The sequence below is a fragment of the Corynebacterium sp. TAE3-ERU2 genome (genome assembly GCF_019209955.1).
Classification (GTDB): Bacteria; Actinomycetota; Actinomycetes; order Mycobacteriales; family Mycobacteriaceae; genus Corynebacterium; species Corynebacterium megadyptis.
Window position 1 is genome coordinate 163,172 of sequence record NZ_JAHUTL010000006.1, and the last position, 24,468, is coordinate 187,639.

Genomic DNA, 24,468 nt, shown 5'->3' on the forward strand with positions numbered 1-24,468 from the left:
GACTCACTCCCGCGCCCAACGGTACGGGAACCGTGGTTGATAGAGCGTGACTTAACCTAACAATGTGCATCAAGGAGAATAGCGTTGTCGAATAAGCGGCCCTCGTCCGGCCCGCCCATTAAACGCCCACCGAAGGCCCTCAGCTGGACCTTAGGCATCATTATCGCTCTTGTGGTGATCGCCCCCATGGTCGTCGGCTTCTACACCGACTGGCTGTGGTTTCAGGAAGTAGATTTCACCGGAGTGTTCACCAAGGTAGTGCTCAGCCGCATCGCCTTGTTCTTTGTGGGCGCCATCCTCGCTGGGGGCATAGCGTTCATCGCCGGATACGTCACCTATAAGAATCGCCCCGATTCCCTCGAGGCGATCGATCCGAATAACCCGATCCACCAGTACCGCAAGGTGCTGGAATCCTCCCTGCGGGGTGTGCTCATCGGGCTGCCGGTGTTGCTGGGATTGTTCAGCGGCTTCGCGCTGCAGCGCGAGTGGCGCACCGTGTTGATGTTCTTCTCCCGAGAAAGCTTCGGGGAAACCGATCCGCAATTCGGCCACGACCTCGGCTTCTACGCCTTTGTGCTGCCCATGCTGCAGCTGATCGTGTCCTACCTGTCGGTATTTCTCATCATCGCGTTCTTCATCGGCCTCATCGGGCATTACCTCCTGGGAGGTATCCGTGTGGGCAACCGCATGACGGGGGTGCGTGCCTCTATTTCCACCTCCGCCCAGGTGCAGCTGACCGTGACCGCCGGGCTGTGGATGCTGGTGAAGGTAGCCGGCTACTATCTCGAGCGCTACTCGCTGCTCTTTAGCAGGAACGAAACGTTCACCGGCGGTGGCTACACCGATATCAACGCGATCCTGCCCGCCAAGATCCTGCTCATGGTGATCGGCATCGTGGTGGCCATTGCGTTCTTCTCCGCGGTGGTGCTCAAGGACCTCCGCATTCCCGCGCTGGCCACCGGCCTGATGGTGCTCTCTGCAGTGGTGATCGGGACGGCCTATCCGCTGATTATTGAAGAGTTCTCGGTGAAGCCGAACCGTGCGGAGAAGGAGCGCGAGTACATCCAGCGCAATATCGACTCCACGCGCTACGCCTATAACCTCACCGACGACAACGTCACCTACATGGAGAACTGGGGAGCAAAGGGCGCTACCGACGAAGAGGTGGCGAATGACCGGGCCACCCTGTCCAATATCCGCCTCCTCGACCCCGAGGTGCTTGCCGCCACCTTCACCCAGCAGCAACAGCTGCGTAACTTCTATGGCTTCCCCGACACCCTCGCCATCGACCGCTACACCACCGATGGGGAGCTGCGCGACTATGTGGTGACCGTCCGCGAGATGGACCCGAACGCACTGAGTGATAACCAGCGCGACTGGATTAACCGCCACACCGTCTACACCCACGGCAATGGCTTCATCGCCGCCCCCGCCAACCAGGTGGATGAGGTGGCCCGCGATGTGGGATCCACCCGCGGCGGCTATCCCGTGTACAACGTCTCCGATCTGCAGGCGCTGAAGCAAAACCGCAACGATGAGGAAGTAAAGAAGCTCGGTATCGAGGCGAAGCAGCCACGTACCTACTACGGCCCGGTGATCAGTGAGGTCCCCGCCAATGTGGACTACTCCATCGTGGGCGATACCGGCGCCGGCCCAGTGGAGTACGACACCGACACCGACCGCTTCACCTACGACGGCAAGGGCGGTGTGGACGTGGGCAACATGTTCAACCGTGCTGCCTTCGCGCTGCGCTACCAAGAGCTCAACCTCTTGCTCTCCGATCGAGTGGGCAGCGATTCGAAGATTATCTTCAACCGTGATCCGCGCGAGCGCGTGAAGAAGGTGGCGCCGTGGCTGACCACCGACTCCAAGACCTACCCGGCTGTGGTGGATGGACGCATCAAGTGGATCGTGGACGGCTACACCACCCTCGCGAACCTTCCCTATGCGGAACGCACCTCGCTGACCAACGTCACCGAGGATGCCCGCAACCCCGAGGGAACTAACCAGCTGCTCTTCAACGATCAGGTCAGCTATATCCGCAACTCGGTGAAGGCAGTGGTGGACGCCTATGACGGCGATGTTCAGCTCTATGCCTTCGACGAGCAGGATCCCGTGCTCAAGGCCTGGAGCGATATCTTCCCGAATACGGTGAAGCCGAAGTCCGAGATTTCTCCCGAGATCATGGACCATATGCGCTTCCCCGAGGATCTGTTCAAGGTGCAGCGCGAGCTGATGACTCGCTACCACGTGGATGATCCTGGCGTGTTCTTCAACAACGATGCGTTCTGGTCTGTGCCCACGGATCCGACCGCAACGGAAACCCGCACCAGCGAACAAGCTGGCGGCAACGAGGGACGCCAACTGGCCCAGCCGCCCTACTATGTGGTGGCCGCCGACCCGAAGACGGGCGAGCCCAGCTTCCAGATGATCACCTCCTTCCGTGGTCTGAAGCGCGAGTTCCTCTCCGCACACATGGCGGTGTCCTCCGACCCGGACAACTATGGACACATCACGCTGCGTGTGCTGCCGACGAACACCCAGACGCAGGGTCCGCGCCAGGCGCAGGACACCATGATCTCCTCCGATCAGATCGCGCGTGACCGTTCCCTGTGGGAGCGCACCAACAAGGTGATCGACGGTAACCTCCTCACCCTGCCGGTGGGCGGGGGAGAGATCCTCTACGTGGAGCCGGTGTACACCCAGCGTAAGGACCAGGCCTCGGCCTTCCCGAAGCTGCTCCGCGTACTGATCTCTTATAACGGCAAGGTGGGCTACGCGCCCACCATCGCCGAGGCCCTCGACCAAGTGGGTATCGACCCGAAGGAAGCCGCCGACCTGGATGAGGCCGAGACCGTCGACGCTGGCAAGGACGATGCCACGCCCGAGGACGAGAAGAAGGACGAGGAAGCATCCGCCGAGGATAAGAAGGATGACAGCACGGACACCCCGAGCGGTCCTGCTAGCGGCAGCGGCGATCAGGGCGAAGCCATTGATCGCATTAACCGCGCCCTCGAGAACCTGCAAGACGCCCGCAATGGTTCGAACGAAGAGTACGGTCGTGCCCTCGACGAACTCGATGATGCGGTGCGTGACTACCAGGAGAACTACCAGAACTAGCGCCCTATAACGCTAGGTAGTACGCCGCTTAGAGCGCCCACAGCCCTGCGGGGTTGTGGGCGCTGGTGTTTGAGGTGGTGTGCGGCGGTGTGCGGTGGTGTGCGGCGGTTCTTGGGGAAGTGTGTGCGGTGGTGCGCGCCGGGTATGGCCTGGGCTGTCTAGTGTGGTTTATCCCAGCGGGGTAGTGCCGAGAATCCGCAGTACACAGAGCGATTTGGATGCTGCGCTATTCCTCTGTATAGTTATCACACGTCGCTGAGACAGGCCGCAAGGCGTGAAACAGCAACAAGTGCATATATGCACCCGACGCGGGGTGGAGCAGCTCGGTAGCTCGCTGGGCTCATAACCCAGAGGTCGTAGGTTCGAATCCTGCCCCCGCTACCACTTTCCGAGAACCCTCGGCTTCCGATTGGAAGTCGGGGGTTTCTTGCTGTGCGGATAGCTTCTGGGGGAGAGAAGGTCAGTGACGTCAATATCAGAGAAAATTGGGCCACTACTCGGGGCAAGCCCAAGCATGTAGCTAGGACGCTACGCACTCTAGATAGAGATGAACCGTTTAATCTAGGTTTTGAGATCATGCTGGGGTCTGGGGCTGCAGGAAACGCCTCACTACGCCATATAATGTCGAGACGTTTTGAAGGTCCTCCCGCGTGCCCAGTCGGAGAGAGCCAGCCAGCCAAACCCTCTCTCAAACTACCGCTGGTGGTGTATACATGGGTGTACATGTACGGGCGATGTGTTGATCCTGAGTCTACGAGATGTAGAGAAGGCTCACTCGGATGTGCTGGTACAGCACACTGGCGCCTGCGGGGTTTTTATGTACGGAAGACCTACATGGCTAACTAGACGAATTGGAATACGTCTATTTGCTGCCGGAATAGAATCTGGAGTAAAGAACCCTAGGGCTATTGCTGGCTATCGAAAGGTATGTGGGGCGTGATATAGCTAGGGGTGTAATGATTAATTCTGGGGTTCATTGCTTGGTTGGCACGTATGCGGAGTTGTTCAATGTAACTTTTGGTAGTTCGTGCTCCGAGAGTTACCCTAATAACGTAGGGTGCTATGAAAGAAGTATGGGGAGAGGGGAATCCCGTGTCGCTTTCCCTAGGGGGTTTCGTTATTTTTGATGGTAACGGTACTCCGTCGGGTTCCTTTTCCGAATGGTATGCAATGCGAAAAAGGTATGATTGATGATGGAATTAAAGCGTCATTTGCTTGCGTTAGTGTCCCTTATGGGGGTCCTGATGCTAGCCAGTGGGTGCTCAACTTCAGCTGACGAATCGGCCGTATTAGATTCAATGGTGAATGATAATGGGGTGTCGAATTCCGGGGCAAGAGGGTCCGATGAGCCAATACTCGGTAGCGTCACTGATGACGGGAAATGTGATGGGTCCGTGGTCCGGATAGACCTGGAGAAGCCGACTGCTACCATTACATACCATGGTCAGCCGGGGGATGAAGTGACTATCTCCTTAGTCCCAAACGGCAAATCTTCGGAGTTTGACTCTGCGATACAGCAGCATTTTGAGATGGGCAGTATGCAGACAGAAATGCAACTTCCCACGGGGATACCGAATAGTTCTATTTCGCACATTGAAGTTTCGGCATCAGGAAGAGTTGGTATAGCTGGAAAATGTCGGATCAATGTCCCGTAAGTGTCTTCATGCGCGCAGGGCGTTTTACGTAAAGTGGGCATATGGGTAGAGTGATTCTCGGTATTTGCCACCATTGCTGTAGCTGCATGAATCTATGTATAGGTTATTCAAGATGTGGGTATGTAGTAAGGCAATTGTGGGATGTGTTTACCAGAAGGTTGTCCGCGTTCAAGGTTGTGTGCGGTTTTAGTGTACATCCACGCTCGGTGGATGGTCATTTATAAACGTTTAGTGCTTACCCCCGTGGGGTAAAAAGTTTGCCCGCCATTCGTCTTTTGCATTTTAGAAGGCGACTAATCCCCTAGGGGTCAGACTGGCGTAAGGTGGGTGGATTGTTTTTACCTTTATTAATCTGTTTGAGGTAAAAATAGTGTGAGCGGATAAACAGGCTTTCTTAGTCCGATACGTGCCCACAAATATCCATCGAGCGGTAGTTGCGATCAGCTACCTCGAAGTGAGATAGGCACAACGTAGGGTGCCGTTGCTCATAGAGTTTGCTAAGCACTTTAGCTGGTGATTGAAACAGGCAATGTTCATGGCGGCTGAGCAACACAGCAGAAAGTGTCCAAGCATGTAGTCGGCATTGCAATAACACAAGTTCTTGTGACCTGTGAGTTAAAAAGATGTGTAATGTATCGGCCCGGTTCAAGGCCTTAACTCGAAGGTTGTAGGTTTGAATCCTGCCCAGTACCTCTTTCGAGAATCTTAGGGTTCTCATTGAAGTCCAGAGGTTTCTTACTGCGCGATTTCTTGTAGGATATGGGCGCCACTCTCCATTCACTTTGAAACATGTCGCAGCGTTAGTGCGTCTTCTAGTACATCTTTCCCGCTCCAGACTTGCCGTAGCGCGCGTCCACCAGCCGGTAGTACTCCTCCCAGCTGTCGGCCTCCATCGGAGACTTGTCCGGATCGAACTCCTCTGCTTCTTCCTCCTGCATCTGCTGCATTCGGAGAGCCCTGATCGGCTCGAGGTACATCTCCTCGAGAACTATTTCGCTCCCGATGTAGTGCGCCTGTTCGTGAATCTTCATCCACTCGTCGACGTTCTCGTCCAGCCGTTGCCCCGGATTCTGCTTCGCCCAGTTCGCCTTCGCGTTCTCGGTCGCTTCGTAGATTGCTTCTCCGGTCCTGTCCAGCAGTTCCTGCCAGGCTTCCTCGATCGAGTCCTCGTCAGTCGGAAGACCCAAGATATCGTGCCACTCCTTCAGCATCTCCGGCTCTGCGTATGTCGCCATTGTTGCTGTCTCCTCTTTCTGCTTGGGGTGTTGGTTGATGGGCGCCGTTGAACGTGACGCACAGCTTCAGTGATTCTGTCATCGTCTGCTCGTCTCCGGCAGGCCATGTGAGCTATCCCTCTCGGCGAACACCCCTCCATGGTGGATGGCGCTGCTCGGCCGATGTCGAGCAGGAGCACAGGACTAGTTTTTCGGCTGAGGGCATGGGGCATCACGGTGCTGTGCGTTGCCGCCAGATTCTGTCGGTGGGACTGTATCGCCGAGTGATGATGGCCTTCTCCAGGGCCTCGTGGATGATTCGCACGTTCGTTGCGATGGGGCTCATGGTGCGCGCTACGTCGCTGTTCTGCCCGCTGCGGCCTCGTGTACAGAGCCAAGAACGTGACTATGACGCTCCTCACTCCAGCGGCTCGCCGACTCACAGCAGCTCTCATTGCCTCGATGAGAGTGTCTAATACGCGAGATTATTCTCACTTTTGGGGTGCGAATAACGTAATAGGGAGGCGCCGTGGCGAGGAGATACTGGAGATTTCCTGCTGCACCTTACATAAGCCCGCCGAGCAGAACCGCTGATCACCGTTCTGCATGTGTAGCGTGGTGGGTAGTAGGACGTCACTTTCTTCCTCGAGGTCATAGACCCAGGAGTGCGCCTATCCAGCAGCCAGACCTATCGCTCCCATTGCATTCCGGTGAGAGCGCTAGATGTTTACCGCGGCTCTTTCCCGCAGAGAATGGACATTTCCCTTGTCGCCGACAACAGAACCACACGACTCCCATTCGGTACGGCATGCACTGCCGAAAAATAAGACACCCCTCATACCGGCGGTGGATTTCGATGAACGCGTAGCCCCGTGGCGCACACGAAACCTCATCATCAGTGTCATTGTTCCCACGATTCTCGTCATGGTCGTGGTGTTCTGTAGCGACATCCTCGTCGGGATCATGGGTGACCTTTCTGCCAGTGTCTCCTCCCTAGCTGTGATGTCCCCGATCAACATAGGCTCCACCCTCGGGCGCATCCTTGCTGTCCTCCTGTGCCTTCTGCTGCTCACCAAGGTGTTTCGGTTGCGGCTGCCCGATCTGGGTATGGTCCGAGAGAACCGCTTCGGCACCTGGATCACGGGTGTCGGTTTCGGCTTCGCCGCGGTGACCATCGTCTACCTGCTCAACGTGCTCGTCGGGGCCCTCGACGTCACGTTCACCATGAAGGCGAGCGAACTGTGGATGCTTCTGCTGGCGGCTGTCTTCTTTGCGTTCCAAGGATTCTTCGAGGAACTGCTCTTTCGTTTCTTCCTCATCCCAGCCTATGCTGCGCGGATCACCGTGGCAGGCGCTATCGGCCTCTCGTCGATCCTCTTCGCATTCATCCACCTGAACAACCCGAACCTGACCATCTTCGGTCTGGTGAACTTGGTGCTCTACGGCGTCGTATTCGGCACGATGTATTGGCGCACAGGTAACGCCTGGTTCGTCGCCGGCTGGCACAGCGGCTGGAACTTCGTGCTCGCCATGCTCTACGGATCGCACGTCTCCGGCAATGTCCTACCCGGTTCCATCGTGTCCTCGGCTCCGAGCGGCAGTGCACTGCTCAATGGAGGTGAGTTCGGCCTGGAGGGGTCGGTGCTCACCACGATCCTCGGCATCGCGATCATTGCGTGGTGCATAAAGACAAAGAAAAAGGACACCACCGCAGTGGTGTCCAAGCGGGTGCGCTAAACACCCCCTGATCAGCGCCGATAATGCGCACAGCAGGGACATCGCCTCACGGACGCTCTTAGCGGCCATCTCGTCCGCGAAGCTGCTGTGGTTCATCCCGCGCCGCGGGGCACTGGTGCGTCGAGAATGCCGAGAACTGGAGTGCCCAGTGCGCCCCGCCTGGGGAACGCCCTGGGTGTTGTTTAGCTTTGGGTGGTGATGCTCCAGCCGGAGGCGGCTTCGCGGCGGTTCCAGAAGCGGCGGTAGGGGCCGTTGGCTGCGTAGAGTTCGGTGTGGGTGCCGTGTTCGGCGATGTGGCCGTCGTCGCTGAGTACGATGATGTGGTCTGCTTCGCGTACGGTGTCGAGTTTGTGTGCGATGACGAGTATTGTTGCTTCGTCGCGGAGCTTGTCGACGCTGGCGACGATGTTGGCTTCGTTTTCTGCGTCTAGGGCGCTGGTTGCTTCGTCGAGGAGCACGATGGGTGCTTTTTTGAGCAGGGCGCGGGCGACCGAGACGCGTTGCCGTTCGCCGCCGGAGAGAGACCGGCCGCCCTCCCCGACACGAGCATTCCACCCCTCGGGCAGTCGCTCGGCAATAGATGTCACCCCAGTGAGAGCAGCTGCTTGTTTCACCTCATCGTCGCTCGCTCCTTCCCAGCCGACGCGGATATTTTCCATCAGGGTGTCGTCGAAGAGGTAGACGTCCTGGAACACCATGGACAGTTGCTGCATGAGCTGCTCGGTGGTCTGCTCACGCACATCGACGCCACCAACGCGAACGACACCGGAATCAACATCCCAGAAGCGAGAAATAAGCCGGGCAACAGTGGTTTTGCCAGAACCCGAAGGCCCCCACCAGGGCGACCATGGTGCGCGGCGGGACGTTAAAGGACAGGTCGTGGATGACCGGGCTCTCGGCGTCGTAGCCAAAACTGACGTTGTCGAACTCGATCTCCCCGGGGGAGGGGAGCTCGGCTTCTGCGGATGGCTCAGAGAGAACCTCGGCATCGAGAATATTCATGGCTTGATCTAATGGTGCCCGCGCCATGTCCATGCCGATGAGCGTGTCCATCAGCGCATTCAGTACCTGGCTGTATCGCAGGCATCTGTCTTCCTGTTGATATCTGGAAGGTGAACGACGTAATCCGCGCACTCCTCGATAAGTTCCTCGTCGTGGGTGATAACGATGACCACCGCACCAGCGTCGGCAAGCTGCCGCATCCGCTCAGCAATAGCGACCAGATGAGCCTGGCCGACACCCGAGGTGGGCTCATCGAGGATGTGTACCTGTTTGTTCTGGGCCATTGCTGAGGCAATGACGAGGCGCTGCCGCTGTCCGCCGGAGAGCGACTGGGGGTGGCGATCTTCTAACCCGTCGAGATCGAGCTGGGCGAGAAGCGTGCTGACGTCGATAGCCTCGCGTTCAGAGGCGGTGTGGCCGAGGGTGATCTCGTCCTCCACGGCCTCGGCGAAGAGCTGACGGCTCACGTCCTGCATGACGATGTAGCTGGCCTTGGTGCGGGCGGCACTGCGCATGGGGGTGCCGTTGATGCTGATGGTGCCGCCGCGCGCCGGCGAACTCAGGCCGCACAATAGGCGCGCCAGCGTGGTTTTACCGCAGCCATTTGGTCCGGTCAGGGCGGTGATAGCGCCGGCTGGGAAGGATGCCTCAGGGATATCGAGAATCTGCTTCGAGAGATAACTGAAGCGGATATTGTTCAGCTGCAGGCCAGCGCTGCCCTTTGGTGGCGCGGGAGGATGCGTGCCCTCCGGTGGGGTGATCCGGCGCAGCCCCAATTCGCGGCGCTGAGCGTCGGAAAGCGCAAAGAACTCTTCGCCGGTGAAGCGGTGTGCCAGCCGGCCATCGCGGAAATAGAGCACCTGGTCCGCGAGGTCGCGGAGGAAGTAGAGGCGGTGCTCAGCGACGACGATGGTGCGCCCTGCGTCCTTTTGGTGGGCGAGGATATCGTGCAGATCGGCGATGGCATCCGGGGAGAGATTGGATGAGGGTTCATCGAAAAGAAGTACCGGTGCTTGGCTGGCGATTGCGGCGGCGCAGGCAACCCGCTGAGTTTGACCGCCAGACAGTTCGTTGAGTTTGCGGCCAATAAGGTGCTCAGTGGCTGTTTCTTTCGCCGCCGCGCGAATGCGGGCGATGGTGTCCTCGGCCGGAATCCCGAGGTTTTCATTGCCGAAGGCCAGCTCGCTGGTGACCTCGTCGGTGAAGAACTGGGTGCGCGGGTTCTGGAACACCGTGGCGGAGGTGAGCAGCGCATCGTGCAGCGGCTGGTTGGGCACATCGGTGTCGGCCACCGTGACCGTGCCGGTGAGCGTGCCGGGATGGAAATTGGGTACCAGCCCATTAAGAAGGCGTAGCCCGGTGGTTTTTCCCGAACCGGAGGCGCCGCATAGCACTGTGAGCGTGCCAGCTTCGGCGCTGAAGGTGATATCGCTCAGGCCATGCTCGGTGAGTTCACCGTTGGTGCCGAAGGTGTAGCGGAAATGAACGTCCGCGACGCTGATAGTCATAGCGGCAGCTCCCAATCGCTTTGGGCAAGGATGATCAGTGCAATAACGGCGACGATGAGGACGGCGTCGACGGGGCGGAAGCGCGGTTGCATGATGGAGGTCGGCTTGCGCGGCCCGCCGAGGCCACGAATCATGGCCGCGGCCGCGAGCTCATCGCCGGCGCGGACCACAGTGGTCAGCAGGGGGATGACGATAAGTTCCGCGGTACGTAGGGGGTGGGCCATCATGGACCAGCCGGTGGGGCGGATGCCGCGCAGCGTCATCGCATCGACGACGGCGCGCGCCTCGGTGGCGATAACGGGGAACATGCGAAAGACCACTGCCAGCGGCACCACCAGGAAATTCGGTGCGTGTAGCCGCTTGAGGGCATCGATGAGCTCGGTGGGGCGGATAGAAGATACAGCCCAGTAGGCAGCGGCGATGACCAGGCCGAATCTCGATAACCAGTATCCGATACCGGAGAGCAACGCCAGGGTGGTGGAGGCGCCGGCGTTGATGATGAGCTCGTAGCCGAAGACGAAGAACAGCCAGAAGATGAGGAACCCGAAGAAGGGTTTCGGTCGCCGCAGTGTCGCTAGTGCCGTGAATACGATGACCGCGGCGGCGATCTCTACTGTTCTCGTCGTCGCCCCCAGCACTAGTGCGTTGATTGTGATGAGCGTCAGCAGCACAGTTCGCGGGTCGGGACGAGACAGCGGCCGCGGTTCGGGGATGGGGGTCATGCCAGGCCAGCGCGCTGAAAATTACGGTGGCTGAGGCGTTGCCCGAGCAGGCCGCCGAGGACACCGACGATGAACATGCCGATAGCCCAGATGAGCAGCACGGGGCCGTTGAGCACAGCGGAGATGGAGTCGGCGTACTCCGGGTTCATCCGCTCTGCGACATCAGCCCAAAACTCGTCGCTGTTGAAAATAACGGGTAGCCAGCCAATGACCAGCCAGATGCTGAACACGCCGTAGGCTAAGGGGAAATTCTTCGTGGCCTTGAGGATCGCATCGGCGGCAAGCCCCAGCAGCGGGGCGAGGATGAGCATGGCCCACCAGTTGCCGAATGCGACGAAAAGGATACTGGTGATGAGCGCCAGCAGGGTCAGTGCACCGAATTTCGGTACTCGGGAGGCGTATACAGCCACAACCATACCGTTGGCCAGAATGCCAATGAGGATGCCGATGAACATGAACGCCGGACCGGCTAATTCGATCATGCCGGTGAGCAAGACAACCGCGATATACAACGCGGTGAATATGCCGACGTTGATGAAATCACGGGTTGTGAACTTCATGAGTCCTACCTTAGGGAATAGTTAGTGGAACCTACCCTAACTATTGTTGCTCTTCGTGCAGGGGTGTCAAGCGTGGCTTGAGTCGTGGTGGTGGGGGTGTGTGGGTCTCTGGTGAATTTCCGCGCGTGGCGAGGTGTGCTTGTCGCGTGTCGTAGTCGATGAGCAGGGAGAATGCTATGTTGATGGCGTGGCGCGTTCGGCGAGTGTGCGAGTGCTCACGGGCTCGGGTGAGTCCCTATAACGGGGGCGTGGGACATCAGACGCCGAGCCTGCCGTGCCGCGGGCGGCCGCTGCATCCTCAGCGGCGCCGAGCGAGTGGGGTGGGGCCTGCATAGTGTGACGTGCCCTCTTATAGTCTCGGTACAACCGTGTAGTAGCAGAACCACGGCACACATCGGCGGTGCCGACATGTGCCGTGGTGTAGTTACTCCGGCGTCCTGGGTGTTGTTTAGCTTTGGGTGGTGATGCTCCAGCCGGAGGCGGCTTCGCGGCGGTTCCAGAAGCGGCGGTAGGGGCCGTTGGCTGCGTAGAGTTCGGTGTGGGTGCCGTGTTCGGCGATGTGGCCGTCGTCGCTGAGTACGATGATGTGGTCTGCTTCGCGTACGGTGTCGAGTTTGTGTGCGATGACGAGTATTGTTGCTTCGTCGCGGAGCTTGTCGACGCTGGCGACGATGTTGGCTTCGTTTTCTGCGTCTAGGGCGCTGGTTGCTTCGTCGAGGAGCACGATGGGTGCTTTTTTGAGCAGGGCGCGGGCGACCGAGACGCGTTGCCGTTCGCCGCCGGAGAGAGACCGGCCGCCTTCACCGACACGGGAATCCCAGCCTTGGGGCAAATGTTCGGCGATAGTGGTGACGCCGGCGAGTTCGCCAGCGGCGCGGACTTCTTCGTCGGAAGCGTCGGGGCGGCCGACGCGGATATTTTCCATCAGGGTGTCGTCGAAGAGGTAGACGTCCTGGAACACCATGGACAGTTGCTGCATGAGCTGCTCGGTGGTCTGTTCGCGTACATCGACGCCACCAACGCGAACGACACCGGAATTAACGTCCCAGAAGCGAGAGATCAGCCGAGCGATAGTGGTTTTGCCGGAGCCGGATGGGCCGACGATGGCAACCATGTGGTGGCGGGGGACGGAGAAACTGATATCGCGCAGAACAGGCTGGTCGGCGTTGTAACCGAAGCTCACATCGGAGAACTCAACAGTACCGGGTGCCGTGATCGTCGCGGGCTGTGCAGGCTCCGGTAGCCGGGGAGCATCCATAATGGCGCTGGCCTGGTTCATAGGGGCGCGAATTGCGTCCATGCCGATGAAGAGATTGCCCAGTTCGGACAGGATCTGGGAGTAGCGCAGGGTCAAACCGATAATCGCGAGGGTTTGCAAGGGGGTGAGGGTGCTATCGATGGCGAGTTTCGCTGTACCAGTCACAATCAGTACTACGAGCAGCTGCATCATCACGCCACTCATAGCGATCGGGATGAGGCTCACCCACAGCTCCCGATTCCGAGCCTTGTCATTCTCGCGGCCGGATTGAATCAGCGGCTCGAAATTATCGGCTCGGCCGGCGGCGCGCAATGCCGGCTGGCAGGCAGAAAATTCTACAATGCGGTGAGACAAATCCTGTGTGGAAGGGACAACCTTTTCCGAGGCTTTCCGCTTAATCGATTGCGCGATGACCAACACCACGCACGTCACAAGCGCAATAACAGTGAGTGTCAGACCGAGGCCAGGATTCCACAACCAGGAACCAGCAACAATGACCACCAGCGTTGCAGCACTGGTGGCAATCTGACTGGTCATATGCGCCTGCAGCTCACCGATGAGCAAAAAGCCATCGCTGACTAGTTGCGATAGGCCGCCGGTGCGGGAGCTGCGGAACCAACCCAGTGGCAACGAGGCAAGAGCATTGCCCAGCCGGTGGTGCAGATTCCTGATCAGGTCCAAGGCCGAGTCATAGCCGGTACGCGTAGTGACGTATCGCAACACGGCACTGACGACTGCCGATATAGCCAGAACGAGCAGCCAGCCCGTCGTTTCTAAGCCCCATTCGGCCTGCCCAGTGGCCAGTGACAGAGTCAGTGGGAGGAGTGTCAGTAGAGCCACACCATCGATGACGCCAATGATGAGGGATAGTATGAGATGTCGGCGCTTCAGGGCCTGGCCTTCAGCCGTGAACATACTCCGTGAGTCCTTCAGCAGGAATGGGTCCTGCATAGTGGCGCGTAGTGATGTATTCATCGGGCGGAAACCTCCATCAGCTCAGCAACGGACTGCGGAGTGACGTCATCACCGCGCAGGACCTTATTAATACGACCAGCAGTCAAGTGAACCACCATGTCTGCTCCTTGTACCGACTCCGGCTTGTGGCCAATCACCAGCACCGTGCGACCGACAACCAAACGGTTCAACGCGGCTTGGATTTCGGCCTCGCAATCGGGGTCGGTTGCCGCGGTCGCCTCATCGAGAATGAGGATCGGGGCGTCGGCGAGCAATGCCCGGGCGATGGCGATGCGCTGGCGCTGGCCACCCGAAAGCCGGCTCGAGCCGCCCACGATAGTGTCTAGCCCATCGGGGAGCTCGCGGATATCCTCGGCGAGCTGGGCATCTGCAGCGGCCTGCCAGATATCGTCCTCGCTCGCATCTGGTCGGGCCAGAGCGATATTGCCGCGGATGCTCAGTTCTGGAAGCTGAGGATCCTGCAGCACGAAGGCCACGTGCTTATACAGAGTGTCGGCGGGAATGGAGCGAATATCGGCTCCGCCGATACTCACTGTGCCCTCGGTGGGGTCTTGGAAGCGCGCAACCATTGTCGCCAGGGTGGATTTACCCGATCCGGACGGGCCAACTAGGGCGGTAACGGTCTGTGGCTCGAGGGTGAGGTTGATATCGGAGAGTGCAGTATGTTCGCCATAGGCGAAGGACACTCCGGAGAACTGCACGGTGCTATCTGCCGGTGTTTCCGCATGCTCAGGAGCTGGCAGGGTCGGGCCACTAAGAACTTCGCTAATGCGTAGTGCCGCGTTCCCGGCGAGCTGATACGCCCACATGGACCGGCCCATAACCTGAATCGCCAAAGGCACAACTACAGCAATCAAGCTAGTCGCTAGAACATCGGCTGGGTTGACATAGCCAGCGTGGACCAAGGCAGCGCCGCCACCGAGATTGACCATAAGCAATACAGGGATGGCGATAACGGATTCAGCCAGAGCACCGATCCGCAGCATTGGCCCCACCCAGGCGTAATAGAACTCAGCGAATTTATCGGCCGCAGTTCGATAGCGGGAGTGCGCCTGACCGACTCTGCCGAAGGCCTTAACGACGCTAATGCCATCGGCGAACTCCACCGCGGTGGCCGAGACATCGCCGAGGTAGTTGTCCATTTCGGCGGTTTTTTCACCCATAGTGGACATCATTCGCATCTGCATCGCCGCATAGATTGGCACAGTGGCGATGGACAGTAGGCCCAAGCGCCAGTCCACAATGAAGGCGTAGACGATAAGCGCCAGTGGAGCGATAGCGGCAACAGTTTGTTCCACTGGAGAGTGGGCAACCAGCTGGTGCAGCGTCTTCACATCGTCTTGCACTGCCTTGCGAATACGCCCCGAGGTGCGCTCGCTAAACCACGACAGAGGGGCGGCCGAAATACGGTGGATGATTCTTTCGCGCAAGACCTGGTTGAGTTTGAGATCTGCAAAGTGTGTGACGGTCAATGCCACCATATATATGGCCAGCTGGGTCAAGAAGGTGCCGATGAGCACCATCACGATGGTATTGACACGGTCCGGGTCGGGTGTGGTGCCTGCGGCGTAGGCCGGAAGCAGCTCCTCACCGAGTCGCACCAAGGCGACATAGGGTGCGACTCCGAGAATTGCGGATATCGCAGCCAAAATCCTAGCCGTCATAATGCGGCCTTTGACCGGTTCGAGTAGTTCATTCAGGGATTTTTTGCCAGCGGCGCGTTTATCGGCGCCGGGGGATTCAGCCATGGTGCGGTCCTTAAATGGTTATCTCAATCTTTGGGTGTAGGGAATATGAATGGCGTAGGCTGCGCGTCTCTCGGTGTGCTCGTCGTCGCCCTCATAGTTCACGGGGGTGATGATGCCGAGTGCTAGCACTTCGGTTCGAGTGTTGCTGCTCTGTCGGGCCGGCCCACTGGACATTACGGCGGCTGAGGCTCTGGCCGAGCAGACTGCCGAGGACAAGGGCGGTGGGATCGGCACAACCGAGTTCCTTTGCGCTACGACGTCAACCACACGCTCCTCGCTGCTGGCAATGGTCAGCAGCGAGGTCCAGCAGTGCGGCGAGGGTGGGCATGGCTCAGCGGTTATCGCATGCGGGCAGAGCGTGTTGGTGATGAGCACCAGGAGGGTGCATGCACTGAATTTCGGTACGTGAAAGACGTGTCGCCAGAGGACAACGCGGTGAATATGCCGACGTTGATGAAGTCTCTGGTGGTCATTAGGCGAGTCCTGCTCGTTGGAAGTTGCGCTTATTGAGTTTCTTGCCGAGCAGGCCGCCGGCGTAGCCGAGGATGAAGAGCATGATGAACCAGATGGCTACGACCCAGTTGGTGAATAGTTCACGCATCTGCTCGGTGTATTCGGCGCCCATCTGTTCGGTGAGTTCGGCGTAGTAGGTGTCGGCGTTGACGATGGCGGGCACGAGGGGGCTGATGAACCACAGAGTGAAGATGGCGTAGGCGAGTGGGAAGTTTTTGTTCTTGAGGAGGTCGGCGGCGAGGCCGAGTAGCACCATGACTATTGCGATGCCCCACCAGTGGCCGGTGGCGATGAATAGGAGGGCGTTGATGAGGCCGAGGAGGGCTAGTGCGCCGACTTTCGGGACGCGGGTGGAGTAGAGGGCGATGACTGCGCCATCGATGAGGATGGAGAGGGTCCAGCCGACGAACATGAATGCGGGGCCGAAGAAGCCGATCATGCCGATGGCGAAGACGACGACGAAGTAGAGGGCAGAGAAGATGCCGACGTTGATGAAATCACGGGTTGTGAACTTCATGAGTCCTACCTTAGGGAATAGTTAGTGGAACCTACCCTAACTATTGTTGCTCTTCGTAGGGGGGTGTCAAGGTTGGCTTGAGGTGTGGTGATGGGGGAGTGGGAGTCTTTGGTGAATCCGCTCGCGTGGCGAGGTGTGCGTGTGGTGTGTCGTAGTCGATGAGCAGGGAGAATGCTGTGTTCATGGCGTGGGGCGCGCTGCGAGTGTGCGAGTGCTCACGGGCTCGGGTGAGTCCCTATAACGGGGGCGCGGGGCGGCAGAGGGTGAGCCTATCGTGCCGCGGGGACGTGGCTCGGAAGGGCCTCCACCCCAGTCCCGCGTACACGGCGAGGGCATGGAATAACAGCTGATTCTCACTGTTGTAGGGGGCATGGATAACACGTCTTCTCTCGTTCATAATTTGATTGCACAACGCCGCACCGTTCGCGCCTATGCGGACACCCCAATCCCTGACGCTGTGCTGGATCGGGTTGTGTCCTCGACGCTCGAAGCGCCGAGTGCGTTCAACCTGCAGTTGCGCGATGTTGTGGTGGTCACTGATCCCGAGCTGCGTCAGGCGCTCACGGATTCCTCGGGCCAGCAGCAATTTGCGGATGCCCCGGCGGTGCTCATCTTCGTGGGCCGCACGGAGATGTGGCCAGAGGATGCCGAGGAAATCCTCGGCGCAAAGGCGGACTATGTGCGCGGCTACAAGCAACAACAATCGGCGGGGCAGCGTCGACAAGCTGCGATTATCGACGCCACCCTCGCGGCCGGCACCGCCTTGCTGGCGGCACAGGCGGAAGGGCTGGCCACCAACCCCACCACCGGGTGGAACGATGAGGCGGTCAAGGAGATCATCGGCCTTGGTGGGCGAGACGATCGCAGCGTTGCGGTGATCGTGGCGATGGGATACCCCGACCCGCAGGCCGAGGTGCCGGCCCATCCTGGGCGCAAGGCGGACCGGCGAGTGGACAATAGCTACGCCCGCTAGCGCGCACTGGGGCAGCGGCGAGCTCCCCCCTGAATTTCTCGATTAAAACGCACAGTTATTTTTTCTTTGCCGCTCTCTCTAGCGTCACGTATTTCGCTAGAGAGGGCGGTGTTTGTAATTCTCAGCACCTGCGTGAACTCTTCGCGGTGGTGGCTAGGTGCGGCCTGTGTCGAATGGTGTTTTCTCGGCCGAGGGTCTCGCGCGACGCGCTGCCTGAGCGTCTTCCCATAGGGCCGGAGGAGGGGTGCAGATGCCAGCGGCTGCGAATGTGTCCGAAAAAAATCCGCAGCGAGGCTAACGCCGAATCTGAGGTAACCCTTTCTCGCCGCGATAGGGGACAAGACAACAAAGTTCGTCCCGAATATCTAGTGACTTATAGGTAGGAACCTGCAGCTAAGGGGCGTGGTAGAAGCATCATCAGTCGCTCACACGGGAACGGGGTGTTTTATCGAGCGGGCGCGCAAAGGCGATGCCTGGCGGAGTTATAGGCGGCTTCAGAGGAGGTTTCTGAGTGAACTTTAGGGGTGTGGGGGTAGCAAAAGGGGGTGGTTTCTGAGGTTGCCCTATCTCGACCCGCTGGAGCGGTGTGGCGGCGGACGGCTGGCGCTGCTACGCCGGAAATCCTCGCTTTAGCTGGAGGATCCTTAAAACATTTCCTAGAGAAACTAGATTTCTACTCGAAGAAAACTGAGATGAACTGGTGGTTAACGCTAGGAAAGTTATTGCAATCGTTTTGTCTGTCTCTTAGGGTTTGGTGTGTACGTAAACAGCAGTCACGCGGTGGCTACGACAAGAGGAGACGGTGTATGTCTTTCGTTCTTCAGATCCAGGAAATCGTTGAGGGGCCGATCAAGGACCTGTACGTAGAGGTCGGCAGCTCCCTGCCCACCTTCGCCCCGAACTTCGTGCCCGAGCAGGTCGACTTCGCTGAGGGCCAGTTCTCCAGCGAGTGGTTCAACGGCCAGACCTTCTCCTCCGACTGGGGTTCTGACGAGCTCATCAGCCTGGGCAACTTCAACATTGCCGGCACCGAGTAAAGCTTCTTAGGCTTTATATATTCCCCGATCCGCGCGTGAGCGCGGGTCGGGGTTTGTGCGTTTGGGGGAGTTTAATCTACGCTACCGTAACCTGAACATTGTTCAGAGGTAGGAGATTGCTCACACATAGATGGGTGTCTGTGGGGGCGCCCATGTATTCAAAGACGTGGGATGAATGTCCGGTTTTGTGGGGTAGGCTGTGTTTTACTCACTACTGGGGTGAGGGTGGGGGTATTGCAGGCAATCTTCCCTGTGTCAATGTGGGTTTCTTGCGCTATCGTGTCCGATCATTCGTGGGCTGTGATCTGCGCTGGGGCGTTAATCCCACTAGGGTGAAGCAGTATGAGCCCACATAAGATCGGCGTAACCGAAGTCGCTTTCCGCGACGCGCACCAAAGCCTGTTTGCAACTCGTTTGGCCATGGAAGACATGGTCGATGTCTGCGAGGAGATGGACCAGGCAGGCTTCTGGAGCGTGGAGTGCTGGGGCGGCGCAACCTATGACGCCTGCATTCGATTCCTGAACGAAGACCCGTGGGAGCGCCTGCGCACCTTCCGCAAGCTGCTGCCCAACTCACGCCTGCAGATGCTGCTGCGCGGTCAGAACCTCCTCGGCTACCGCCACTACGAGGACACCGTGGTGGATAAGTTCGTGGAGAAGTCCGCAGAAAATGGCATGGATGTCTTCCGCGTCTTCGATGCGTTGAATGACCCGCGCAACCTCGAGCACGCCATGCAGGCCGTGAAGAACGTGGACAAGCACGCCCAGGGCACCATCTGCTACACCGTATCCCCGCTGCATGACGTGGAGGGCTACATCAAGCAGGCTGGTCGGCTGCTGGACATGGGTGCTGATTCCATTGCGCTGAAGGATATGGCCGCTCTGCTCAAGCCCCAGCCGGCCTATGACATCATCCGCGGTATCAAGGAGACCTACGGCGAGGACACGCAGATCAACGTGCACTGCCACTCCACCACGGGCGTCACCATGGTCACCCTGATGAAGGCCATTGAGGCCGGCGCCGATGTCGTGGACACCGCCATCTCCTCGATGTCTCTCGGCCCGGGCCACAACCCCACCGAGTCTCTCGTGGAGATGCTCGAGGGCACCGACTACGAGACCGATCTGGACATGGACAAGCTCATTACTATCCGTGACCACTTCAAGAAGGTGCGCCCGAAGTACAAGGAGTTCGAGTCCAAGACTCTGGTGGACACCAACATCTTCCTCTCTCAGATCCCCGGCGGCATGCTCTCCAACATGGAGTCCCAGCTCACCGCCCAGGGTGCGGGCGACCGCATCGATGAGGTGATGGAGGAAGTGCCGCGCGTGCGCAAAGACGCCGGCTTCCCGCCGCTGGTCACCCCCTCCTCTCAGATCGTCGGCACCCAAGCCGTGTTCAACGTGCTCATGGGTCGCTACAAGGTACTAACCGCCGAGTTTGCCGATCTCATGCTCGGTTACTACGGCGAGTGCATCGGCGAGCGTAACCCCGAGCTGATCAAGCAGGCCGAGGAGCAGACCAAGAAGGAGCCCATCACCTGCCGTCCGGCCGATCTGCTCGAGCCGGAGTGGGACCAGCTCACCAGCGCTGCCGAGGAGCTCGATGGCTTCAACGGCACCGACGAGGATGTTCTCACCAACGCACTGTTCCCGTCCGTGGCACCGGGCTTCTTCAAGACCCGCCACGAGGGCCCGAAGAACGTGGGCAAGACCGAGGAACAGATGAAGAAGGAAGCAGAGGCCGCCTCCGGCTCTGCCAACGCCGTGCGGGAACCCATCAGCTACCGCGTCACCGTGGGTGGCCGCAGCGAAACCGTCAAGGTGGAGCCCGCCTAAACGCGGGCCACGTAGAAACATACGAGAAGAGGAAAGCAGTAGACAATGGCTGACACTCACGAGCCAACAATGCAAGAACGCCTCGACCACCTTGCCGAGGAACGCGAGCGCGTCTCTCAAGGTGGAGGAGCGGACCGTCTCGACAAGCAGCACCAGCGCGGCAAGCTCACCGCCCGCGAGCGCGTAGAAAAGCTGCTGGATCCGGGCACCTTCCAGGAAACCGGCATGTTTGCCAAGCACCGCACCACCCACTTCGGGATGGATAAGGCCAATGCCCCGGCCGATGGTGTGGTCACCGGTACCGGCGTGGTCTTTGATCGCCTAGTGCACGTTGCCTCCCAGGACTTCACCGTCATGGGTGGCTCCGCTGGCGAAACCCAATCCAATAAGGTGGCCCAGACCATGCGCGAAGCTGGTGTGACGGGCACGCCCTTCGTGTTCATCAACGATTCCGGCGGAGCCCGTGTGCAGGAGGGTATCGATTCCCTCTCCGGCTACGGCAAGGTCTTCTACGAGAACGTCTCCCTGTCCGGCCTCGTGCCGCAGGTGTCCATCATTGCCGGCCCCTGCGCCGGCGGTGCCGCCTACTCGCCGGCCCTGACGGACTTCATCATCCAGACCCGCAAGGCCAATATGTTCATCACCGGCCCCGGTGTGATTAAGTCGGTCACCGGTGAGGATGTCACCGCGGAGCAGCTCGGCGGCCCCGATGCCCATATGGCTAAGGCCGGCAATATTCACTTCGTCGCCGACGATGATGAGCAGGCCATTCTCATCGCGCAGAAGCTGCTGAGCTTCCTGCCGCAGAACAACACCGAAGAGCCGCCGATCGTCGATCCCGACCCCGTGGTGGAGCCCGACGAGTCGCTGCGCGATATCGTCCCCGTCGAAGGCAAGAAGGGCTACGATGTGCGCGAGGTAATCGCCCGCATCGTGGACCATGGAGACTTCCTCGAGGTCCAAGAGGGCTTCGCCCGCAACATGGTGGTGGGCTTTGGCCGCATGGTGGGCCGCACCGTCGGCATCATCGCCAACCAGCCCAATGTGGTCTCCGGCGTGCTGGACATCAACTCCTCCGATAAGGGCTCCAGCTTCATCCGCTTCTGCAACGCCTTCAACATCCCGCTGGTCACCCTCGTGGACGTGCCCGGCTTCATGCCCGGCGTGGCCCAGGAGCACGGTGGCATCATTCGCCACGGCGCGAAGATGCTCTACGCCTACTCCGCCGCATCGGTGCCGAAGGTCACGGTGGTGCTGCGCAAGTCCTATGGTGGCGCCCACCTGGCCATGTGCTCGAAGGACCTGGGCGCAGACCGCGTCTTCGCCTGGCCCACCGCGGAAATCGCGGTGATGGGTGCCGAGGGCGCGGTGAACGTGGTCTTCCGCAAGGAGATCGCCAATGCCGAGGACCCCGAGGCTAAGCGCGAGGAGATGGTGGCCGAGTACAAGCGCACCTTCTCCACCCCGTATATGGCCGCCTCCCGCGGCTTGGTGGATGACATCATCGACCCGGCTGATACCCGTGCGGTCATCGCCAATGCGCTCGAGATGCTCCGCAATAAGCGCGTCACCCGCCCGTTCAAGAAGCACGGCCTGGGGCCGGCCTAAGCCGCCGCCGAGAACGCAGCGAGGGAGAAATAAGTATGAAACCGAAAAGCAATGACGAGCTCTACCAGCTCATCCAAAAGCTCAACACTCGCGTGAGTCTGCTCGAGGATGAGGTCAAGGAGCTCCGGGCTCGCTCGGATCAGGACATTCCTGAGGATGTGCTCTTTGCCATCAGCGCGGCCGTGTCGGCCTATATGGGCAATAAGGGCAAGGTCAAGGCTGTGCGTTTCCAGCGGCACCGCACCTGGGCACACCAAGGCCGCCAGATCATCCAGACCCGCTCCACTCACCTGTAGATCAAGTTGTTAAAGGTATAAGCATCATGAAACTGAAAGTTACCGTCAACGGCATCGCCTACAGCGTGGACGTTGAGGTTGAAGAAGACAAGCGCACCCTCGGCCCGATCGTGTTCGGCGGCAGCTCCTCGCCGTCCACCGAACCGGCCACCGCCTCCGTGCAGGGTGTCTCCGCTAATGCCGTCGTGGCGCCGCTGTCCGGCTCGGTCAGCAAGGTGCTCGTCAGCGAGGGCGAGGAGATCACTGCCGGCCAGGTGCTGGTGGTTCTCGAGGCCATGAAGATGGAAACCGAGGTCACCGCGCCCGCCGATGGCACCGTGGCCACCATCAACGTGGAAGCCGGAGACTCCGTCCAGGGTGGTCAGTCGCTCATCGACTTGGCCTAAACCGGCCGCCACGCGCGCACCCACATACACGCACTGCTCCCTGCATCATCCTCCATCAGGAGGGGTGCAGGGAGCAGTGCGCTATCAGCGCTAGTGCCTAGCGGGAGAAGCGGCTGAGCAGCTCATCGTGGAGCAGGCCATTGCTGGCTAGGGCGCTGCCGCCATGCGGGCCCTCCTCGCCCTCGACCGAGGTGAAGCGGCCGCCGGCTTCGGTGACCAGCACGCTCAGCGCGGCGAGATCCCAGAGCGAGACTTCCGGCTCGAGGGCGATGTCCACCGCCCCCTCCGCGAGCAGGGCATAGGAGAAGAAATCTCCATAGCCACGCAGGCGCCACGTGTCCTCACTCAAGCGCACAAACTCCTCCAGCTGGCCGCGCTCCTGCCAGCCGGCCAAAGAGGAAAAGGACACGGACGCATCCGCGAGAGAGGCTACCTGGGAGACCTGGATGCGGCGTGGCGAGGCGCCGTGGGGCTGCGCCCACGCGCCCTGGCCAGCGCTGGCCCACCAGCGGCGGGTGAGCGCTGGGGCGGAGACCACACCCACCACGGGCTCGCCGTCGACAAGCAAAGAAATAAGGGTGCACCACACCGGTACGCCGCGGACGAAATTCTTGGTGCCATCGATGGGATCGATCACCCACTGCCGGCCAGCCATGGTGGTATCGCCGCCGAATTCCTCGCCCAGGATGCTGTCCTGGGGGCGATCGATGGCCAGCCGCTCACGCAGTGCCTCCTCGCAGGCGGTGTCCGCATCGGAGACGGGGGTGAGATCCGGCTTGGACTTCACCTGCAGGTCGGCGGCGTGAAAACGGTCGGTGGTGATGCTATCGGCGATGTCCGCGAGCTCGAGAGCGAGGGCGAGATCCTCGGCATAGGTTGGCACAACAGGCTCCTTGAGAGATATCAGTAAACGGTTTTTAAGACTCTAGGGCGGCGCGGATCTGCTCCACGGCCTGGGCATTACCGGCGATAGACCAGGTCACGCCGCCGGCCTCTACCTGGGCCGTGGCGCCGCCGTTTCCCTCCACGAGGGCGCGGCCGGGCAGCCAATCCCACGAGGGGACCGAATGCTGCATCCATGCCCCCATCGTGCCATCGGCGACGCTGGCCAGATCCACGCTGCCCGCGCCCCACATGCGGATGGTGGAGGGCAGCTGCGCCACCGCCTGCCATGCGCCGGCCACCTCGGCATTGCCCACATAGGTGGGGTGGAGATAGGTGGCTAGGGGGATGGTGGAGATATCGGCGTCGCTGAGCGGGGGAAGGGATTTGCCATCGCGGGTGGTGGGGATCTCGGGGCCGCCAAACCAGGTGTAGCCCATATCGGGGCGGTGGACGGCGCCGAAGTGCACCTGCTCGGGCTCGTCCGGGGTGCCGCTGACCAGCGCCAGGGCGGAGCACCAATAGTCGGAGCCGCGGGAGAAGTTGAAGGTGCCGTCGATGGGGTCGATTACCCAATAGCGGCCGGAGTCGGATTCCCGCGAGCTGCCCTCCTCGCCGCGCACCCCGTCCTCGGGGCGCAGCGCCTTGAGCGCATCAGAGACAAAGCTCTCGGCAGCGCGATCGGCCTCGGTGACTACATCTGAGACGCTGGTTTTGCGCTCGGTGGTAATGCCCACCTCCCGCATCCGCCACGCCAGCCGGCTGGCGTTATAGACCAGTGCCTGCGCCAACTGCTCATCGGAGCGGTCTTGTTGGGCGACAACAAAAGTAGAAGTGACGGAGGAGATCATCTCAGCTAAAGAACTCATGTCCACCATTGTGCCTTGTCTGCCGCGCGCAGGTGTGCTCACGGAGCGC

The 24,468-nt window shown here is 59.8% G+C and carries 17 protein-coding genes, 1 tRNA gene and 1 pseudogene; 9 read left to right on the forward strand and 10 right to left on the reverse strand.

Annotated elements, in window-relative coordinates; genetic code table 11:
* Window positions 1-78 precede the first annotated feature (78 nt).
* A complete protein-coding gene (locus KRX12_RS09595) occupies window positions 79-3,120 on the forward strand; it encodes a UPF0182 family protein (protein ID WP_370625581.1) in 3,042 nt (1,013 codons plus the stop codon).
* 307 nt (window positions 3,121-3,427) lie between these two features.
* Window positions 3,428-3,504, forward strand: a tRNA-Met gene (locus KRX12_RS09600).
* Between the two features lie 2,083 nt (window positions 3,505-5,587).
* On the opposite strand, the gene KRX12_RS09605 is transcribed toward KRX12_RS09600, so the two are convergent.
* On the reverse strand, window positions 5,588-6,010 hold the full coding sequence (locus KRX12_RS09605; RefSeq protein ID WP_218366474.1) for a hypothetical protein: 423 nt from the start codon (window positions 6,008-6,010) through the stop codon (window positions 5,588-5,590).
* 825 nt (window positions 6,011-6,835) lie between these two features.
* Here KRX12_RS09605 and KRX12_RS11040 point away from each other — a divergent pair.
* Window positions 6,836-7,726 (forward strand): CPBP family intramembrane glutamic endopeptidase, encoded by an 891-nt coding sequence (locus KRX12_RS11040; protein WP_218366475.1) that lies wholly within the window; start codon window positions 6,836-6,838, stop codon window positions 7,724-7,726.
* A 182-nt stretch (window positions 7,727-7,908) separates the two neighbouring features.
* Here the strand turns inward: KRX12_RS11040 and KRX12_RS09615 are convergent.
* The 7 genes and pseudogenes from KRX12_RS09615 to KRX12_RS09645 all read right to left on the reverse strand — a co-directional run.
* A pseudogene (locus KRX12_RS09615) lies at window positions 7,909-8,809 on the reverse strand (ABC transporter ATP-binding protein); the annotation flags it as partial.
* Window positions 8,788-10,236, reverse strand: a complete 1,449-nt coding sequence (locus KRX12_RS09620) for an ABC transporter ATP-binding protein (protein ID WP_218366476.1) — start codon at window positions 10,234-10,236, stop codon at window positions 8,788-8,790. The pseudogene KRX12_RS09615 and the gene KRX12_RS09620, both read right to left, overlap by 22 nt.
* Window positions 10,233-10,958: an energy-coupling factor transporter transmembrane component T gene (locus KRX12_RS09625; protein WP_218366477.1), complete on the reverse strand. Its 726-nt coding sequence runs from the start codon at window positions 10,956-10,958 to the stop codon at window positions 10,233-10,235. The genes KRX12_RS09620 and KRX12_RS09625 overlap by 4 nt, the downstream gene beginning before the upstream one ends.
* The gene (locus tag KRX12_RS09630; RefSeq protein ID WP_218366478.1) at window positions 10,955-11,518 is read right to left on the reverse strand and encodes an MptD family putative ECF transporter S component; all 564 of its coding nucleotides are present in this window, start codon (window positions 11,516-11,518) and stop codon (window positions 10,955-10,957) included. Before KRX12_RS09630 ends, KRX12_RS09625 begins: the two co-directional genes overlap by 4 nt.
* 448 nt (window positions 11,519-11,966) lie before the next feature.
* Window positions 11,967-13,691 (reverse strand): ABC transporter ATP-binding protein, encoded by a 1,725-nt coding sequence (locus KRX12_RS09635; protein ID WP_255550201.1) that lies wholly within the window; start codon window positions 13,689-13,691, stop codon window positions 11,967-11,969.
* A 56-nt stretch (window positions 13,692-13,747) separates the two neighbouring features.
* On the reverse strand, window positions 13,748-15,499 hold the full coding sequence (locus tag KRX12_RS09640; RefSeq protein ID WP_218366479.1) for an ABC transporter ATP-binding protein: 1,752 nt from the start codon (window positions 15,497-15,499) through the stop codon (window positions 13,748-13,750).
* Window positions 15,500-15,971: 472 nt separating this feature from the next.
* The gene (locus KRX12_RS09645) at window positions 15,972-16,529 is read right to left on the reverse strand and encodes an MptD family putative ECF transporter S component (RefSeq protein ID WP_218366480.1); all 558 of its coding nucleotides are present in this window, start codon (window positions 16,527-16,529) and stop codon (window positions 15,972-15,974) included.
* A gap of 370 nt (window positions 16,530-16,899) precedes the next feature.
* Here KRX12_RS09645 and KRX12_RS09650 point away from each other — a divergent pair, with 370 nt between their 5' ends.
* The 6 genes from KRX12_RS09650 to KRX12_RS09675 all read left to right on the forward strand — a co-directional run bounded on the left by KRX12_RS09650 (window position 16,900) and on the right by KRX12_RS09675 (window position 22,668).
* Window positions 16,900-17,502, forward strand: a complete 603-nt coding sequence (locus tag KRX12_RS09650) for a nitroreductase family protein (protein WP_218365187.1) — start codon at window positions 16,900-16,902, stop codon at window positions 17,500-17,502.
* Window positions 17,503-18,308: 806 nt separating this feature from the next.
* A complete protein-coding gene (locus KRX12_RS09655; RefSeq protein WP_218365186.1) occupies window positions 18,309-18,539 on the forward strand; it encodes a hypothetical protein in 231 nt (76 codons plus the stop codon).
* Window positions 18,540-18,881: 342 nt separating this feature from the next.
* Window positions 18,882-20,378, forward strand: coding sequence for a methylmalonyl-CoA carboxytransferase subunit 5S (locus KRX12_RS09660; protein WP_218365185.1), 1,497 nt, complete (start codon window positions 18,882-18,884; stop codon window positions 20,376-20,378).
* A 45-nt stretch (window positions 20,379-20,423) separates the two neighbouring features.
* Window positions 20,424-21,986 (forward strand): acyl-CoA carboxylase subunit beta, encoded by a 1,563-nt coding sequence (locus KRX12_RS09665; RefSeq protein WP_218365184.1) that lies wholly within the window; start codon window positions 20,424-20,426, stop codon window positions 21,984-21,986.
* A gap of 35 nt (window positions 21,987-22,021) precedes the next feature.
* Window positions 22,022-22,282: a hypothetical protein gene (locus KRX12_RS09670; protein WP_151550211.1), complete on the forward strand. Its 261-nt coding sequence runs from the start codon at window positions 22,022-22,024 to the stop codon at window positions 22,280-22,282.
* Window positions 22,283-22,308: 26 nt separating this feature from the next.
* Complete coding sequence (locus tag KRX12_RS09675; protein WP_151550212.1) at window positions 22,309-22,668, forward strand: biotin/lipoyl-containing protein; 360 nt, start codon at window positions 22,309-22,311, stop codon at window positions 22,666-22,668.
* A gap of 97 nt (window positions 22,669-22,765) precedes the next feature.
* Here KRX12_RS09675 and hisN read toward each other — a convergent pair whose 3' ends face one another.
* Together hisN and KRX12_RS09685 are read right to left on the reverse strand one after the other, a co-directional pair.
* Window positions 22,766-23,551, reverse strand: a complete 786-nt coding sequence (hisN, locus tag KRX12_RS09680; RefSeq protein ID WP_218366481.1) for a histidinol-phosphatase — start codon at window positions 23,549-23,551, stop codon at window positions 22,766-22,768.
* Window positions 23,552-23,585: 34 nt separating this feature from the next.
* Entirely contained in the window at window positions 23,586-24,428 is an 843-nt protein-coding gene (locus tag KRX12_RS09685) for an inositol monophosphatase family protein (RefSeq protein ID WP_218366482.1), read from the reverse strand.
* Between the last annotated feature and the right edge of the window lie 40 nt (window positions 24,429-24,468).

Coding starts and splice junctions, on each gene's coding strand:
- KRX12_RS09605 (WP_218366474.1), bottom strand. CDS start 6,010: ATGGCGACATACGCAGAGCCGGAGATGCTGAAGGAGTGGCACGATATC.
- KRX12_RS09620 (WP_218366476.1), bottom strand. CDS start 10,236: ATGACTATCAGCGTCGCGGACGTTCATTTCCGCTACACCTTCGGCACC.
- KRX12_RS09625 (WP_218366477.1), bottom strand. CDS start 10,958: ATGACCCCCATCCCCGAACCGCGGCCGCTGTCTCGTCCCGACCCGCGA.
- KRX12_RS09630 (WP_218366478.1), bottom strand. CDS start 11,518: ATGAAGTTCACAACCCGTGATTTCATCAACGTCGGCATATTCACCGCG.
- KRX12_RS09635 (WP_255550201.1), bottom strand. CDS start 13,691: ATGTTCACGGCTGAAGGCCAGGCCCTGAAGCGCCGACATCTCATACTA.
- KRX12_RS09640 (WP_218366479.1), bottom strand. CDS start 15,499: ATGGCTGAATCCCCCGGCGCCGATAAACGCGCCGCTGGCAAAAAATCC.
- KRX12_RS09645 (WP_218366480.1), bottom strand. CDS start 16,529: ATGAAGTTCACAACCCGTGATTTCATCAACGTCGGCATCTTCTCTGCC.
- KRX12_RS09650 (WP_218365187.1), top strand. CDS start 16,900: ATGGATAACACGTCTTCTCTCGTTCATAATTTGATTGCACAACGCCGC.
- KRX12_RS09655 (WP_218365186.1), top strand. CDS start 18,309: ATGTCTTTCGTTCTTCAGATCCAGGAAATCGTTGAGGGGCCGATCAAG.
- KRX12_RS09660 (WP_218365185.1), top strand. CDS start 18,882: ATGAGCCCACATAAGATCGGCGTAACCGAAGTCGCTTTCCGCGACGCG.
- KRX12_RS09665 (WP_218365184.1), top strand. CDS start 20,424: ATGGCTGACACTCACGAGCCAACAATGCAAGAACGCCTCGACCACCTT.
- KRX12_RS09670 (WP_151550211.1), top strand. CDS start 22,022: ATGAAACCGAAAAGCAATGACGAGCTCTACCAGCTCATCCAAAAGCTC.
- KRX12_RS09675 (WP_151550212.1), top strand. CDS start 22,309: ATGAAACTGAAAGTTACCGTCAACGGCATCGCCTACAGCGTGGACGTT.
- KRX12_RS09685 (WP_218366482.1), bottom strand. CDS start 24,428: ATGGTGGACATGAGTTCTTTAGCTGAGATGATCTCCTCCGTCACTTCT.